This is a genomic window from Gammaproteobacteria bacterium (assembly GCA_032250735.1).
Taxonomy (GTDB): domain Bacteria; phylum Pseudomonadota; class Gammaproteobacteria; order SZUA-152; family SZUA-152; genus SZUA-152.
Genome location: JAVVEP010000001.1, coordinates 113,630 through 128,861, shown reverse-complemented (window position 1 = coordinate 128,861; position 15,232 = coordinate 113,630). Strand labels below are relative to the sequence as shown.

15 protein-coding genes are annotated in these 15,232 nt (G+C 59.9%); 10 read left to right on the top strand and 5 right to left on the bottom strand.

What is annotated here, in order from left to right:
- Positions 1-104 precede the first annotated feature (104 nt).
- Together RRB22_00605 and RRB22_00600 are read right to left on the bottom strand one after the other, a co-directional pair.
- Entirely contained in the window at positions 105-599 is a 495-nt protein-coding gene (locus RRB22_00605; protein ID MDT8382894.1) for a DUF4442 domain-containing protein, read from the bottom strand.
- Entirely contained in the window at positions 596-1,366 is a 771-nt protein-coding gene (locus tag RRB22_00600; GenBank protein ID MDT8382893.1) for a 16S rRNA (uracil(1498)-N(3))-methyltransferase, read from the bottom strand. The genes RRB22_00605 and RRB22_00600 overlap by 4 nt, the downstream gene beginning before the upstream one ends.
- A 167-nt stretch (positions 1,367-1,533) precedes the next feature.
- Here RRB22_00600 and pyrC point away from each other — a divergent pair, with 167 nt between their 5' ends.
- Together pyrC and rnt are read left to right on the top strand one after the other, a co-directional pair.
- Positions 1,534-2,577 carry a dihydroorotase gene (gene pyrC, locus RRB22_00595; protein MDT8382892.1) on the top strand — a complete coding sequence of 348 codons (1,044 nt, stop codon included), beginning with the start codon at positions 1,534-1,536 and terminating at the stop codon, positions 2,575-2,577.
- A complete protein-coding gene (rnt, locus tag RRB22_00590) occupies positions 2,574-3,251 on the top strand; it encodes a ribonuclease T (protein ID MDT8382891.1) in 678 nt (225 codons plus the stop codon). Before pyrC ends, rnt begins: the two co-directional genes overlap by 4 nt.
- 151 nt (positions 3,252-3,402) lie before the next feature.
- On the opposite strand, the gene grxD is transcribed toward rnt, so the two are convergent.
- Together grxD and RRB22_00580 are read right to left on the bottom strand one after the other, a co-directional pair.
- Entirely contained in the window at positions 3,403-3,741 is a 339-nt protein-coding gene (grxD, locus tag RRB22_00585; GenBank protein ID MDT8382890.1) for a Grx4 family monothiol glutaredoxin, read from the bottom strand.
- Positions 3,742-3,861: 120 nt separating this feature from the next.
- Positions 3,862-5,691: an N-acetylglutaminylglutamine amidotransferase gene (locus RRB22_00580; GenBank protein MDT8382889.1), complete on the bottom strand. Its 1,830-nt coding sequence runs from the start codon at positions 5,689-5,691 to the stop codon at positions 3,862-3,864.
- A 238-nt stretch (positions 5,692-5,929) separates the two neighbouring features.
- On the opposite strand from RRB22_00580, the gene RRB22_00575 reads away from it, so the two are divergent.
- The 7 genes from RRB22_00575 (at position 5,930) to RRB22_00545 (ending at position 13,218) form a co-directional block, all read left to right on the top strand.
- Positions 5,930-7,006 (top strand): GGDEF domain-containing protein, encoded by a 1,077-nt coding sequence (locus RRB22_00575; GenBank protein ID MDT8382888.1) that lies wholly within the window; start codon positions 5,930-5,932, stop codon positions 7,004-7,006.
- A gap of 229 nt (positions 7,007-7,235) precedes the next feature.
- Positions 7,236-7,703 (top strand): hypothetical protein, encoded by a 468-nt coding sequence (locus tag RRB22_00570; protein MDT8382887.1) that lies wholly within the window; start codon positions 7,236-7,238, stop codon positions 7,701-7,703.
- A 47-nt stretch (positions 7,704-7,750) separates the two neighbouring features.
- Positions 7,751-8,467, top strand: coding sequence for a rhodanese-like domain-containing protein (locus tag RRB22_00565; protein MDT8382886.1), 717 nt, complete (start codon positions 7,751-7,753; stop codon positions 8,465-8,467).
- A gap of 487 nt (positions 8,468-8,954) precedes the next feature.
- Positions 8,955-9,443, top strand: coding sequence for a urate hydroxylase PuuD (locus RRB22_00560; GenBank protein MDT8382885.1), 489 nt, complete (start codon positions 8,955-8,957; stop codon positions 9,441-9,443).
- A gap of 478 nt (positions 9,444-9,921) precedes the next feature.
- On the top strand, positions 9,922-11,112 hold the full coding sequence (locus RRB22_00555; GenBank protein ID MDT8382884.1) for an aspartate aminotransferase family protein: 1,191 nt from the start codon (positions 9,922-9,924) through the stop codon (positions 11,110-11,112).
- 31 nt (positions 11,113-11,143) lie between these two features.
- Complete coding sequence (gene argF / locus RRB22_00550; GenBank protein MDT8382883.1) at positions 11,144-12,046, top strand: ornithine carbamoyltransferase; 903 nt, start codon at positions 11,144-11,146, stop codon at positions 12,044-12,046.
- A gap of 125 nt (positions 12,047-12,171) precedes the next feature.
- The gene (locus RRB22_00545; GenBank protein ID MDT8382882.1) at positions 12,172-13,218 is read left to right on the top strand and encodes an ABC transporter ATP-binding protein; all 1,047 of its coding nucleotides are present in this window, start codon (positions 12,172-12,174) and stop codon (positions 13,216-13,218) included.
- Between the two features lie 196 nt (positions 13,219-13,414).
- Here RRB22_00545 and RRB22_00540 read toward each other — a convergent pair whose 3' ends face one another.
- Complete coding sequence (locus tag RRB22_00540; GenBank protein ID MDT8382881.1) at positions 13,415-14,074, bottom strand: c-type cytochrome; 660 nt, start codon at positions 14,072-14,074, stop codon at positions 13,415-13,417.
- Positions 14,075-14,559: 485 nt separating this feature from the next.
- Between RRB22_00540 and RRB22_00535 the strand changes: the two genes are divergently transcribed.
- Complete coding sequence (locus tag RRB22_00535; protein MDT8382880.1) at positions 14,560-15,228, top strand: TIGR04211 family SH3 domain-containing protein; 669 nt, start codon at positions 14,560-14,562, stop codon at positions 15,226-15,228.
- The last annotated feature ends 4 nt before the right edge of the window (positions 15,229-15,232 follow it).

Genomic DNA, 15,232 nt, shown 5'->3' with positions numbered 1-15,232 from the left:
TTAGCGCTGGTTTGATTTGCTGGCTCGCTGATGCGGCGCATTTTGTCAGAAAATACCTACAATTAACACCACAAACGGTGACGCTAAACAAAAGGTTTCATTTCTCATCCCGGATCGGGCTGTGGGGCGGCGTAGCCCCTGGGGCGAATCGCCACCGTATTTTTCACCCGCGTGCAGAGCACGCCATCCTGTCGATAAAAGCCGTATTCGAACTGCGGCGTGCTGCGGCCGCGACTCGCCAGTTCCTCCCGGATCTGGCGATCCAGCGCGGGATCGAAGACAAAGCGCAGCTCCAGATCACTGGTCCCCTGCGCCACAAAATCGATGCTCATCGCCCGGGTCCAGATCTCGTGACCGGGAAAGCGTTGCGCACAGGCCAGCGCCGCAATCGGATCGGCCAACGAGGCCTGGTAGCCGCCGAACATACTGTTGCCCATATTGCGCGAAAAGGCGTTGAGCGGCAGGCGCAGGCGTGCGGTTTGCCAGTCGTCGTCCAACTCCAGCACCTTGACCCGCATCAGGAAAAAGGCCGGAAACCATTCCAGGCGCCGGCGTGCCGAGAGAAACGGCAACGCCCGCAACAGGCGCAGCACGCTCATTCGCCGTCATCCCAGGCGATGCCGCCGCTGGCGGAAAAATCACCCCATTGCCACTGCAACACCGCCAACGCCGCCAGCGCCGCCGTTTCGGTACGCAGCACCCGGGGCCCCAGACACAGTGGCACAAAACCGCCGGCCTCGGCCGCCGCGATCTCCTGCGCCGATAGGCCGCCCTCGGGGCCGATCAGCAGGCTCACCGGGCCTTGGGGGGCCGGCAGGGCAATAAGATTTGTCGCCGCCCGGTGATGCAGCACCAGCTTCAGGCCTGGTGCCGCAGCCGCCTCCCCGATGGCCTCGGCGAACGAGGCAATGGGCGACACTCGCGGCACCCGATTGCGACCGCTCTGCTCGCAGGCGCTATTGACCACCGACTGCCAGTGCTCGCACCGCCGCAGCTGGCGATCCGCCTTGAGGTTCACCACCGTGCGCTCGGTGATCACCGGCACAATCCGCGACACGCCCAGCTCCACCGCCTTCTGCACGGTGTAATCCATGCGCTCACCCCGCGAGACCCCCTGCAACAACACCAGCTCCAGCGGCGACTCCACCGAGCGCTCCATCCACTCGCCGATCTCGATCGTGGCCGTGCGCCGCGCCATGTCACCGAGCCGCGCCGTATATTCCCCACCCTGGCCATTAAAAATCACCAGGCTGTCGCCCACCCGCAGCCGCAGCACCTTGGTGAGATGCACGGTGGCCTGCGCATCCAGCTCCAGCCGCTGGCCGCGACTCAGGGGGATCGGTTGATAAATTCGGGGAATCCGCACAAAACCTCCACAACAGGAAACAGCATGGGCCGCATTGTGCACCGTCAGGAGTCAGCGCACCAAGCACAAACATGGCATACTACGGCCGCAATCTCGCCGCTCGCCATGACCTGCGGCCAAACGTCTGTACACACCACCAAAGTTGAAGCCCGTTGGAATCGAATACCTTGAAGCCCGCCATCACCCAGCTCACCCTCACCCGCCCCGATGACTGGCACCTGCATGTGCGGGATGGTGACGCCATGGCGAGCGTTATCGGCCACACGGCGCGACAGTTTGCCCGCGCCATTATCATGCCCAATCTGCGGCCGCCGGTGACCACCACCGAACGCGCCGTCGCCTATCGCCAGCGCATTATTGCAGCACTGCCGGAGGGCAGCGATTTTCAGCCCCTGATGACCCTGTATCTCACCGACAGCACCTCTCCGGGCGAGATATCGCGCGCCAAAAACAGCGGCGTGGTGTATGCCGTCAAGCTGTATCCGGCCGGCGCCACCACCAATGCCGACAGCGGCGTGACCCAGCTCCAGAAGACCTATTCCGCGCTGGCGGCCATGGAGGCGCATGGCCTGCCGTTACTGGTGCACGGCGAGGTCACCGATCCCGCCATCGATATCTTCGATCGCGAAAAGGTATTCATCGACCAGCAGCTGATCCCCCTCACCAAACAGTTTCCCAATCTGAAGATCGTGTTCGAACACATCACCACCCGCGATGCCGTCAACTTTGTGTTAGAGGCCGGCGCCAACATCGCCGCCACCATCACCCCGCAACACCTGTTACTGAATCGCAACGCCATGCTGGTGGGCGGCATTCACCCCCACAACTATTGTCTACCGGTGCTGAAGCGGGAGACCCATCGCGAGGCACTGCTGGCAGCCGCCACCAGCGGCAATGCCAAGTTCTTCCTCGGTACCGACAGCGCCCCGCACGCCAAAGGCGCCAAACAATCCGCCTGTGGCTGCGCCGGCATCTACAGCGCCCCGGTTGCGCTGGAGCTGTATGCCACGGCCTTCGAGCAGGCCGATGCGCTCGACAAACTGGAGGGTTTTGCCAGTCACTTTGGCGCCGATTTTTATGGCCTGCCGCGCAACGCCGACCGCATCACCCTGTTGCGCCAGGAGCAGACGGTGGCCGACGAGTACCGCTTCGGCTGCGAAACGCTGGTGCCCTTTTTCGCCGGCCAGACCCTGGCGTGGAGACTGCAATGAACGTCCCCATCAATCCTGACGCCCCCGAGACCCCCGAGGAACTGGCCGAGCCCACCCCCACGGGCAGTCGCATTGCACGTCGCTTCCGCGGTTTTCTGCCGGTGGTGGTGGATGTCGAGACCGCCGGCTTCAACGCCGACACCGACGCCCTGCTGGAAATCGCCGCCGTGCCCATCCACATGGATGCGGAGGGGCTGGTCTACCCGGGCGAGACCATCAGCGCCCACGTCGAGCCCTTCCCCGGCGCCAACCTGGAGGCCTCGGCACTGGCCTTTACCGGCATCGACCCGCACCACCCACTGCGCATTGCCGAGCCCGAGGGCCGGGCGCTGAAAAAGATCTTTGAGCCCATTCGCAATATCCTCAAGGGCAGCAATTGTTCCCGCGCCATCCTGGTCGGCCACAATCCGTCCTTTGACCTCGCCTTCGTCAAGGCCGCCGTGGCGCGCACCGGCATCAAGCACAATCCCTTCCACCAGTTCAGCACCTTCGATACCGCCACCCTCGGGGGGCTGGCCTATGGCCAGACCGTGCTGGCCCGGGCCATCGCCGCAGCCGGCATCGAATGGGACAGCAATGCGGCCCACTCCGCCGTCTACGACACGGAAAAGACCGCCGAACTGTTTTGCATCATCGTCAACCGCTGGAAGACGCTAGGAGGCAGTCCCTTTTGATGCTCGCGTCGTCGCGGGCCTCCGGCGCCATGCATGAAGGGATGAGGTCGGCCTGGACGACCGAAAATCCCAAACAATAAAAAAGCGGCCATCACGGCCGCTTTTTTTGTACCACGATTTTCACACTCGCCCGCAGACGCCGGTTGGTGGATTAACCCTCGGCCGACTTGGCCGCCGCGGCATTTGCCTCGGTCACCATCCTTTTCAGCTCACCCTGCTGAAACAGCTCCAGGGTGATATCACAACCGCCAATCAGTTCACCGCCCACATACACCTGCGGGAAGGTCGGCCAGTCGGCATAACGCGGCAGATTCTCAAAAATCTCCGGATCCGCCAGCACGTTCACGTAGGCGAACTCCTGCTCGCAGGCCTGCAGCGCCTGGGCGGTGCGCGAGGAGAAGCCACACTGCGGCAACTGGGGCGTGCCCTTCATGTAAATCACTACCGGGTGGCTCTCCACCTGCTCTTTGATACGTTCCAATACGTCCATTGCGTTCATCACCTCACTGCTGAATGTCATAAAAAGATATTGATGCTGCTGTCCCCGATATGGGGCAATTAAACCAGATCTAAAGTGTAACCCATAATTCCTGAGCAATAAAGTATGGTATTAGCTGCCACCGGTCACCGTATCGACATTCAGCTGCAGCCACAGTTCCAGCAGCGCCATGTGCCATAGCTTGCTGCCCTGCAATTTGGTGAAGTAGCGGTCCGGTTCGGCCAACAGTTTGTCGATGTAATCCCGGTTGAACAGCTCCCGCTGCCGGCAGGCCTCGGAATTGAGCACCTCGGACATGAAGCGCAGAAAATCGCCGCGCACATATTTCAGCGCCGGCATGGGAAAGTAGCCCTTGGGACGATCGATCACTGCATCGGGGATCAGCCCGCGGGCGATGGATTTGAGCAGGTGTTTGCCACCGGACTTGAGTTTCAGCTCGGGCGGCACCTGCATCGCCAGCTCCACCAGCTCGTGATCCAGGAACGGCACCCGGGCCTCCAGCCCCCAGGCCATGGTCATGTTATCCACCCGTTTCACCGGATCATCCACGATCAGCGTGGTGACATCGAAACGCAGCACGCGGTCGAGAAAGGTGTCGGCCCCGCCCAGCGCGAGGCGCTCGTGCACCAGCCGGGAGGTGTGGTCTTCCCCCCGATAGCGCGGCGTCACGCTATCAAGAAACTCGCTGTGCGGGCGGTCAAAATAGTGCCGCCGGAAGCGCTCCAGGTCGGTGCCGGTGTCGGCATCCATCTGCGGATACCAGAAATAACCACCGAATACCTCATCGGCCCCCTGGCCGCTCTGCACCACCTTCACCTCTTTGGCGACCTGCTCGGCCAGCAGGTAAAAGGCCACCGCGTCCTGTCCCACCATCGGCTCGGCCATGTTGCGTATGGCATCCGGCAGATGCGGCAACACCTCGGCATTGGGAATGTGAATTTTGCGGTGCCGGGTATCGAAACGCTCGGCCACCGCGTCCGAATACTCAAACTCGCTGCCCGCCTCGCTGCCGATATCCTCGAAGCCGATGGAGAAGGTGCGCAGATCCTTCACCCCCGCCTCGGCCAGCAGCCCCACCAGCAGACTGGAATCGAGCCCGCCGGAGAGCAGCACACCTACCGGCACATCCGCCACCGACAACCGCCGCTCCACCGCCTTGCGCAGGGCATCGTGGATCAGCTGGGTCCACTCGATCTCGTGCCGGGGTTCGGCCGGGCGCGTGGCGGACAGCTGCCAGTATTGGCGGGGCTCGATCTTTTGCTGCGCCGCATCCGCCCCGATCAGCAGGCTGTGACCGGGGGCCAGTTTGGAGACCCCCTGGAGGATGGTGTGCGGCGCAGGGATCACCGCATGCAGGGTCAGCTGATGATGCAGGCCCACCGGATTGATGTCGGTATCCACTCCACCCGCCGCCAGCAGAGCCTGTATATTGGAGGCAAAACGAAAGCCGACTTTTGCGGACGGCTCGCCGCCCGATGAATCCCCCGGCAAACAGTAATACAGCGGCTTGATGCCCAGACGATCCCGCGCCAGAAACAGCTGCTGGCGTTGCTCGCTCCAGATCGCGAAGGCAAACATGCCGTGCAGGCGCTCCACGCACGCCTCGCCCCAGCGATGAAAGGCCTTGATGATAACCTCGGTGTCGCCCTCGGAGAAAAAGGCATAGCCGGCCTCGATCAACTCGTCGCGCAGGGCCCGGTAATTGTAAATCGCCCCGTTAAACACCAGTGACAGACCCAGCGCCTCATCCACCATCGGCTGATGGGAACGGCTCGAAAGGTCGATCACCGACAGGCGACGATGCCCGAAACCCAGCGGCCCGCTGATGTAGACGCCCTCATCATCGGGACCCCGTCGCGCCAGCTTTTCGTTCATCCGCGACAGGGTCGCCGCCTCCGGGGCACTACCGTCAAAGCGTAATTCGCCGCAAATACCGCACATAGATCAGAGCCCTGTTAGTGAGTTGCCGAAGGAAAAACCTGGCTGCCATTCTAGCGTGAAAGACGCCATAAAAAGACGATATAAAAATGGTCCACACAATTATTAGACAGCCACTTCTGCTGTCCCCATACTCGCACGCATCAGGCAACCAATTCCCTCAGCGGAGCCTCATGGGCATGGCGAACAGGGGTTATTTCGTTTACATAACAACAATAAGCATAAGACAGGACGATCGCATATGTCAGGACGACTCAGGAAATTTCTCATTGGTGAACTCGACGAGGGCCACGATGTGCAAGCCTTCCACTCGGCCGTTTTTATCGGCTATTTCCTGATCGTCGCCATTTTCGCCCTGGGCTTTTTTACCTTTTTCAACATTTTCATCAATCACCACTACCCGCTGGCGGCCATCGACTTCAGCTTTGCGGTGTTCTCGACCTACATCCTCTGGCACCTGAAACGCCACCGCAACATCGCCCGGGCATCGGCCCTGTTCATCGGCATGCTGTTTACGATCCTCGCCCTGTTCTTCCTCGTCTCCAAGGCGGAGAGCGCCGCCTTTGTGTGGGTCTATTGCTTCATCATCGCCGCCTTCCTGATCTATGGGAAAAATATCGGGCTGCTCCTGGCGCTGCTGTTTTGCGGCGGCGTATTCAGCTACTACTACCTGTTAGTAGGCTCGAAAATCACCGAACTGGGCTTTACCAACCTGGTCGCCAGCACCATTGTGATCGTGCTGTTCCTTTGCTACTACGAATCCAGCCGCGCGGCGATTTTTAACCGGCTACAGACCACGCTCAGCGAACTCGAGGACTCGCATGCGGCACTGGAGTCCAGGTCCGTCACCGACCCCCTGACCAATGTCTACAATCGCGCCAAATCCTTTGAACTGCTGTCTGCCGCCATCAACAACCAGCAACGCTACAACACGCCGTTTTCCGTGATCTTTCTCGACATTGATGGCTTCAAGGCCATCAATGATGAGCGAGGCCATGCCGCGGGCGATGACATCCTGGTGAAATATGCACACCTGCTCACCGAAAATGCGCGCAAAACCGATACCGTTTTCCGCTGGGGCGGGGAAGAATTTATGATCCTGTGTCCCAACACCGATCAGGCAAAGGCCACCCGACTGGCCGAAAATCTACGCAGCCTGTTTTCCCACGAGACCCTGAACACCGCGCCGCTGCCTTCCGCCAGCTACGGCGTTGTGGAATATCACCCCGGCGAGGATGTCACCAGCCTGATCAAACGGGCGGATATGGCCATGTACACCGCCAAACGGGCCGGCGGTAACCGGGTGGAGAGACTGTAGCCCGCAACGAACCGTGGAAAAACACTGGGCATTATCCACACACATTGCGGGCACCATCCTCCGCCAGATCGTCATTACCGCCCCGTCAGCCCAGCCCCGACGCGCCCATTCATGGTTATTATCACTAAGGTTTTTCGCATCCCTGACGATACATACAACCATCTGTACTTATTTCGCACCATCAAAACCTGTTTCGCACCATCAAACTCGATCGTCAGGGATCTACACGTTGAATAATGCCGCCCCGAAAAAGACCTGCGAGCATCCCCTTGCGCAGCTTCACCTATCCGGCCTGTCAGCACCCCTGCTGTGCCTGCTAGTTACCGTTAGCTTCCCGGGCTTTGCGGCCGACGACGATTACCTTCGCTCGCTAGAGGCCGAATCCAGTAACAGCGGCAACAAAACCACCGCTACCCCGGCAGTGGGCAGCAATTATCTGGATGCACTGTCTGCCGAAGCGGCGTCCTCTTCCAGCATTGTGACCACCGATCAGCACGATGACGCCTACTATCAGGCGCTGGAAAAAATGGCGGCGCTGATAAAAGACAAAAAGCCCTCCACCTATAAATTTTACGAAAAACTCAGTCTGGAGGATCAGGCCCGCATCTTTGATGACTACCGCGCAGCCACCTCGACCCCGGACCAACGGCTTTCACATGTGCAAAAAAGAGTAATGGACCTCTACTTCAAAAAGTGAACGCCCATGACGCTATTTCATTCTCAACACCCTGCAAGGAAAATCTTATGAAACATAGATACCATCACACCCTGTTGGGCTGCTCAGTGGCCCTGATGATGGGCATGGCCAGCACCAGCACCCTGGCACTGGATGTCAAGATCACCCAGGATATCGACTCCGTGGCCGTTCACCAGGGCAGCGACCTGATCACGATCCAGCGCATACAGGATCCGGACAATGTGCTCACCGGCGGTTTCACCAAGACATCGCGCAAGTGCCCGCCCTTCTGCATCCAGCCACTGCGGGTGGCGCCAGGCGTGGAAACCGTTGGCGAACTGGAGCTACTGGAGTTCATTGACAAGAAACTGGAGGCCGGCACAGGCCTGCTGATAGATGCCCGCACGCCCTCCTGGTTTCAAAAGGGCACCATCCCCGGCTCGATCAATATCCCCTTTACCGAATTCAATCCGGAAAAATCGGCCGAGGCCCTGGCGGAGATACTGGTCAAGCTGGATGTGAAGAAGAAAGCGGCCGGTGGCGGCTCCTTTCTGGACAGCATCAAGGGCCTGTTCAGCGGTGCCAGCAGTGCCGCCAACAGCCCCTGGGATTTTTCACACGCGCAGGAGGTCATGCTGTACTGCAACGGCATGTGGTGTGGCCAGTCCCCCACGGCCATCCATAACCTACTATCACTCGGCTATCCACCCGAAAAAATCCACTACTACCGCGGTGGCATGCAGGCCTGGCAGTCTCTGGGCCTGACCGTGTATATGCCGCAATAAATCCCGCTTTTTTCCTTTATCAGCAAAGTAAAAAGGGAGGGTGATGGCCGCCAGGCTGTCACCCTCCCTTTTTTGTCCCTGCCGCGCGCCATCCCCCACCACCCGGTGTCGCCACCGTCAGCCGTTCATCCGCCGCCAATCACGTCGATACTGTCCACGCTAACCGGCTGGTCCGCGAAGATAAGTAGTTTATAATATCCTGAATCCCTGGCTTAACCGCGGATTCAGGAATATTGCATTCAAACAGGCTTTGCTCTAGGCTATCTCCAACTAAAAAACTCAAGTATTTACCCCTGAAAAAAGAAAGGAACTAGCAAATGAAAAACCCCCTCGACTCCATCCTTGGCACCCTCATTTCCGGTTTCGTACTGACCGTCATCCTGGTCTTTGTCGCCAGGAGCCTGTCTGGCAGCTAAGGCCCGGTGGCTATGCAGAACCACCCTCTACTATTTCGACAAACGTTAATCTCGATAAAAAGGTAAAAATAATGGAATACGTACAATTTGTTGAACGCTGGATTCACTTCATGGCAGGTATCACCTGGATTGGCCTGTTGTATTATTTCAACTTCGTGCAAGTCCCCGCCATGGGCGCCGCCCTGGCCGATAAAGACGGCCCCGGCCCTGCCGCCATCGGCAAATATATCGCCCCCCGCGCCCTGCTGTGGTTCCGCTGGTCAGCCCTGGTCACCTGGCTTGCCGGCGCCGGCCTGTTAGGCCCCAATCTCGTCTCCGCCTTCACCCTGCAGAGTGGTTTCGTCAACATCGGTATCGGCGCCTGGCTGGGCACCATCATGCTGTTGAACGTCTGGGGTATCATCTGGCCCAATCAGAAAAGGATTCTGGGCATGGTCGAGGCCAGCGCCGACGAGATCGCCAAGGCCAAACGCACCGCCTTTCTGGCCTCCCGCACCAACACCCTGCTGTCCGTGCCGATGCTGTTCTTTATGGCCGCACAATCACACGGCGTGATGTAATCCAAAACGCAGCATGAATTACCAACATCAGAGGCCCGGGAAACCGGGCCTTTTTTATGGCCCGGCCACTAGTACCCTGTAACACGCATAATGACACCTTCAGCGAGGCGAGAAGCGGTCAGATGCAAGGCACTTGCCCGCCGGGGTAGCCATTCTACCTCAAGGGCAAGTAACGCTGCAGGTGACCGCTTATCGCCTCGCCCGAAGGGAGCCCCCGAGCGACGCCAGTGCGGCGTTGCAGCGCTTGACAAGGGAATGGGCCCTTGCCTGCGCGCTGCGCCTTGCCCTAACGCCGCTCGGGGGCTCTGAATGCGTCATTATGCGTGTTACAGGGTACTAGTGTTGCCTCCCCCGCTGATTGTGGATAGAATTTTGTCCCGATACTGAACGGCAGTCTCTATTGGGGACTGCCTTTTTATTTTCGGGTTATTTAGTCAGACGGTTATTCTGGCCGTTAAATCTACCTGGACGATGCCACATGTCAGATGCACTCATGAAAAACTATGCACCCCTCCCCGTGACCTTTGAAAAGGGTGAGGGCGTCTGGCTGTGGGATACCGAGGGCAAACGCTATCTGGACGCCCTCAGCGGTATCGCCGTGTGCGGCCTGGGACATGCCCACCCGGCGATCACCGAGGCCCTTTGCCAGCAGGCGTCGCAGCTGGTACACACCTCCAACATCTACCACATTGCCCAGCAGCAGGCGCTGGCCGAAAGACTCACCGCGCTGGCCGGCATGGAGCGCGCCTTTTTCAGCAACTCCGGTGCCGAGGCCAACGAGGCCGCCATCAAGCTCGCCCGGCTGTATGGCCACCAGCGGGACATCACGCAGCCCACGATTGTGGTGATGGAGGGCAGTTTTCACGGCCGCACCCTGGCCACCCTGAGCGCCACCGGCAACCGCAAGGTACAGGCCGGTTTTGAACCGCTGGTCAGTGGCTTCCTGCGGGTGCCGTATAACGACCTCGATGCCATCGCCGCGGTTGCCAAGAACAACCAGAACGTGGTGGCCGTGCTGGTGGAACCGATACAGGGCGAAGGCGGTATCCGGATTCCGGATGACGACTACCTGCCCGGTATCCGCGCCCTGTGTGACGAGCACCACTGGCTGATGATGCTGGATGAGATCCAGACGGGCATGGGCCGTACCGGTCACTGGTTCGCCCACCAGCACGTTGCCCTGCAGGGCAATGCCGTGCCCGATGTGATGACCCTGGCCAAGGCGCTGGGCAATGGCGTCCCCATCGGCGCCTGCCTGGCGCGGGGGGAGGCGGCACAGATTTTTCAGCCCGGCCAGCACGGCTCCACCTATGGTGGCAATCCCCTGGTCTGCCGGGTCGGCCTGAGCGTGATCGAGACCCTCGAAAAGGGCCAGCTGTGTGCCCACGCCGCGGCACTCGGCCAGCAACTGCTGGACCGGTTTAGCGAACGGCTCGCCGGGGTGGCCGGTGTCACCGCCGTACGTGGCCGGGGCCTGATGCTGGGCATCGAGCTGGATCGCCCCTGTGCGGCGCTGGTGTCCCTGGCGCTGGCGCAAGGCCTGCTGATCAATGTCACGGCGAATAATGTCGTGCGCCTGCTGCCGCCTCTGGTGATGACCGATGAGCAGGCGCAGCAGCTGGTTGACCAGCTCACTCCGCTCATCTGCCAGTTTCTTTCCAGCCACTAAACGCCCATTGATAGAGCGAGACTAGCGAACTATGCCTGTGCGTCATTTCCTTACCCTGAACGATTTAAGCCGCGAGGAATTACGGCGTCTGATCCAGCGCGCCATAGAACTGAAGGCCAAGCATAGGGCGGGCGAGATTTTTGAGCCGCTGAAGAATAAGGTGCTGGGTATGATCTTCGAGAAGTCCTCCACCCGTACCCGCGTTTCGTTTGAGTCGGGCATGGCCCAGTTTGGCGGGCATGCGATCTTCCTCTCCTCACGCGACACCCAGCTCGGCCGCGGCGAGCCCATCGAGGATTCGGCCCAGGTGCTGTCACGCATGGTGGACGCGGTGATGATCCGCACCTTCGAGCACGACATCATCGAACGCTTCGCCTGCCACTCGCGGGTGCCGGTGATCAATGCGCTGACCAACGAATACCATCCCTGTCAGTTGCTGGCGGACATGCAGACCTACTTTGAACATCGCGGCGACATCGCGGGTAAACGCGTGGCCTGGATTGGCGACGGCAACAACATGTGTCACTCCTACATCAACGCCGCCCGGCAGTTTGATTTCCAGCTGGCCATCGCCAGTCCCGCCGGCTATCTGCCCGATACGCAGATCCTCGCCGCCGGTGAAGGTCACGCCCGCCTGGTGGACACCGCCCGCGAGGCGATACGCGGCGCGGACCTGGTGGTCACCGACGTGTGGGCCAGCATGGGGCAGGAAGACGAGCAGGCCGCCCGCGCGCAGGTGTTTGCCGACTACCAGGTCACTGCGCAACTGATGGCGCTGGCCCAGCCCGATGCCCTGTTTATGCACTGCCTGCCCGCCCATCGGGGCGAAGAGGTCGCCGCCGAGGTGATCGACGGGGCACAGAGCGTGGTCTGGGACGAGGCCGAAAATCGCCTGCATTCGCAAAAGGCCCTACTGGAATTTCTCATCGGTTGATACCCGAGCCGGCCTGCTGAGAGCACCCACCCTGATGACGATTTTGCCCCGCCCCAGCGCAGGTGATCTGGTATCATATCCGGAATGATTCTCACTCACGCCGCCACTGACCGAATGTCCCACGCATGATCCCCCTGCTCGAGCTACGCGATATCGAATGCCGTTACCGTGGCCAGACCGTGGTCAGCGGCCTGTCGATGCACGTCAATCGCGGCAGCCTGGTCTGCCTGCTGGGGCCCAGCGGCTGTGGCAAGACCACGGCCCTGCGCGCCATCGCCGGTTTCGAGCCCATCTATAGCGGCGAGATTCGTATGGACGGTAAGACCCTGTCGCGCCCCGGTTACGCCCTGGCCCCGGAAAAGCGTCGGCTCGGCATGGTGTTTCAGGACTACGCCCTGTTCCCCCACATGACCGTGGAGGACAACATCGGTTTTGCGCTGCGCAAGAATTCGGCGGAGCAGCGTCGCAAAACGGTGGATCGCATGCTCGACACGGTCGGCCTGCAGGCCTTCAGGAACCGTTATCCGCATGAGCTCTCCGGTGGCCAGCAACAGCGGGTCGCGCTGGCCCGCGCCCTGGCGGCGCAGCCGGAGGCGATCCTGCTCGACGAACCCTTTTCCAACCTCGACGTGGATACCCGCGAACGCCTCAGCGTGGAGGTGCGCGATATCCTCAAACATGAAGGCACCACCGGCATCCTCGTCACCCATCATCAAGACGAGGCCTTTGCCCTTGGCGACCAGGTCGGCGTCATGAACGGGGGCCGGATCCTGCAGTGGGACACCCCCTTCAATCTCTACCATGAACCGAATGACCGCTTCGTCGCCAACTTCATCGGCCAGGGCACCTTCCTGCAGGGCAGTATGGTCAACACCGATACCGTCAATACCGAGCTGGGTCTGCTGCGGGGCGACCGCGCCTACAAGTGGCCCCCGGGCACCCGTGTGGAAGTCCTGATCCGCCCGGACGACATCGTGCCCGACCCACAGAGCAGCCTCAGCGGACTCATCATCCAGAAGGCCTTCAAGGGCGCCGATGTCCTGTACACACTGGAGCTGCCATCGGGCCACCAGGTCTTATCGCTGTTTCCCAGTCATCACGACCACGCCATCGGCGAGCGGGTCGGCATCCGCGCCGAGATGCACCATGTGGTGGCCTTCACCACAGACTGAGGCATCCGCGCAGCACGGCAACCGCCCTCTCTCTCGTTTTATCGGCAGCCTGTTGCCGAAGGCCAGGACACAAAAAAACGCGCCACCCTGCATCAGGGGGCGCGTTTTTTATATCTGCTATCTGTCTACTATTTATCGACTGTGCCGCGAACATACGATTGTGACGGGCTTTACCGACCCTCGTTAACCGCCGGCATTACAGACCAGAGACATACTCCGCCACAGCCTCAATCTCTTTGTCACTCAGGCCTTTGGCGACCATGGCCATCATGCCCGCCGGATCGTTCGCCCGCCGGTCGGCCTTGAAGTCATTCAGCTGCTTGATGAGGTAGGCCTTCTGCTGGCCGCCGATCACCGGGAACAGCGAGTTGTCCTTGCCCTTGCCCTTGCCGTTTTCACCGTGGCAACGCACACAGGCGGCATAGGTACCCAGCTCTTTGTTGCCATTTTCAAAGATCTTGGCGCCGGTCTTGGCGATGGTATTACCGGAAGGCTGACCCTGCATCGGTTTCTGGCTGGCAAAATAGCTGGCGATGTCCTGCAGGTCTTCACGGCTGGCCACCATCGCCGCCATGGCGCTCATGGTGTCATCCTGGCGATTGCCCAACTGAAAGTCCTGGACCTGCTTGAAGATATAACCGGCAAACTGACCCGCCAGGTTCGGGTATGTGGCTGGATCAATACTGATGCCATCGGCGCCGTGGCAACCCTGACACAGCTCGGATTTTTCCTTGCCGGCCTTCGCATCGCCCTCGCCCGGCACCATACCACCGGCGATCGTCGTCTCTGCACCCACGCTCCCTACAGCCGCCATCATCGTGATGAGTGCTGCCCATAGACCGATTCTTTTCATCATCGACGTATTTCCCCTGTTTTCTAATTTATTATCTGTGCTGTGTTTTATGTTTTAAGCCTGGTTATCAACCAGGGGCCCGATCGGGCTCTTGTGTAGGGTGACATTCGGATATCACCGCCCCTCCCAAAACTCAGCGCCCAAGTATATCAATCCGTTCCCTCGCGTCAATTCCAGCGCCGGAGACGGGGACACGGAACCCCTCCCCCCGCGCCAACGTCTTAAACCATTGTGGATAAAGCACCCAGACTCGTCCCCGCTCATAACCCGTGATTAAGAGTAGCGGCCGGCCCATTTGAGCTCTTGCCACAATGGAGTATGATCTGCCCACAAGTGTCTGATCTCCTGACAATTACATGTATACAGGGACGTCCAATGGCCGACCCTGTCACGGCCCTGCCCAGCTATCGTCGCTGGTGGGAAAACCCGTGGCCAAACTGACCCGAACCACCAACAAGGACTGGTACCTTGCCGTACCCCAATAAATCATGATTAAACGATCTCGCCTGTTTTTCGCCTTCTGCATGTTGTGCCTGGCTGCCACCGCCTCAGCGGAGGTACGCTACGTGGTCGACACCCTGATCATTACCATGCGCTCGGGACAAAGCACCCAGCATCAGATCCTGCGCACCTGGCCCAGCAACACCAAACTCGAGGTCCTCGAGACGGCGGAAGACTACAGCAGGGTCCGCGGCCCGGATGGCACCGAGGGCTGGGTACTGAACCAGTACATCACCGCCAAGCCCACGGCAAAACTCCTGCTGGAGGCCGCCAATCAGGAACTGGCCAAGCTGAAAACCCGCAATGAACAACTCACCACCGAGCTTGGCGCGCTGCGAGATAAAGAGGGCAACCTGAGCAAAGAGCAGCAAACACTGTCCCGCGAAAACAAAAAACAGCTGGAAGAACTGACCCATCTGCGCCGGGTCGCCGCCAAACCCCTGCAACTGGAAAACGAAAATCAGCAGCTGAAAAAGGACCTGCTGAAACTGGAGAGCGAGCATGACCTGCTACGCCAGGAAAATCAGATGCTGGGTGACAGCTCAGACCGGGAATGGTTTATCAACGGTGCGATCACCGTCTTTTTCAGCGTCCTGCTGGGGGTTTTCCTGCCCAGCCTGCGACGCCGCAAGAAATCGGGCTGGGGGGCCCTGTAGCTTA

Excerpts from the sequence above, each read along its gene's own strand:
- RRB22_00545 (MDT8382882.1), top strand. The coding sequence starts at position 12,172 with ATGATCCCCCTGCTCGAGCTACGCGATATCGAATGCCGTTACCGTGGC.
- RRB22_00605 (MDT8382894.1), bottom strand. The coding sequence starts at position 599 with ATGAGCGTGCTGCGCCTGTTGCGGGCGTTGCCGTTTCTCTCGGCACGC.
- grxD (MDT8382890.1), bottom strand. The coding sequence starts at position 3,741 with ATGGACGTATTGGAACGTATCAAAGAGCAGGTGGAGAGCCACCCGGTA.
- rnt (MDT8382891.1), top strand. The coding sequence starts at position 2,574 with ATGAACGTCCCCATCAATCCTGACGCCCCCGAGACCCCCGAGGAACTG.
- RRB22_00580 (MDT8382889.1), bottom strand. The coding sequence starts at position 5,691 with ATGTGCGGTATTTGCGGCGAATTACGCTTTGACGGTAGTGCCCCGGAG.
- RRB22_00565 (MDT8382886.1), top strand. The coding sequence starts at position 7,751 with ATGAAACATAGATACCATCACACCCTGTTGGGCTGCTCAGTGGCCCTG.
- RRB22_00535 (MDT8382880.1), top strand. The coding sequence starts at position 14,560 with ATGATTAAACGATCTCGCCTGTTTTTCGCCTTCTGCATGTTGTGCCTG.
- argF (MDT8382883.1), top strand. The coding sequence starts at position 11,144 with ATGCCTGTGCGTCATTTCCTTACCCTGAACGATTTAAGCCGCGAGGAA.
- RRB22_00555 (MDT8382884.1), top strand. The coding sequence starts at position 9,922 with ATGTCAGATGCACTCATGAAAAACTATGCACCCCTCCCCGTGACCTTT.
- RRB22_00575 (MDT8382888.1), top strand. The coding sequence starts at position 5,930 with ATGTCAGGACGACTCAGGAAATTTCTCATTGGTGAACTCGACGAGGGC.
- RRB22_00560 (MDT8382885.1), top strand. The coding sequence starts at position 8,955 with ATGGAATACGTACAATTTGTTGAACGCTGGATTCACTTCATGGCAGGT.
- RRB22_00540 (MDT8382881.1), bottom strand. The coding sequence starts at position 14,074 with ATGATGAAAAGAATCGGTCTATGGGCAGCACTCATCACGATGATGGCG.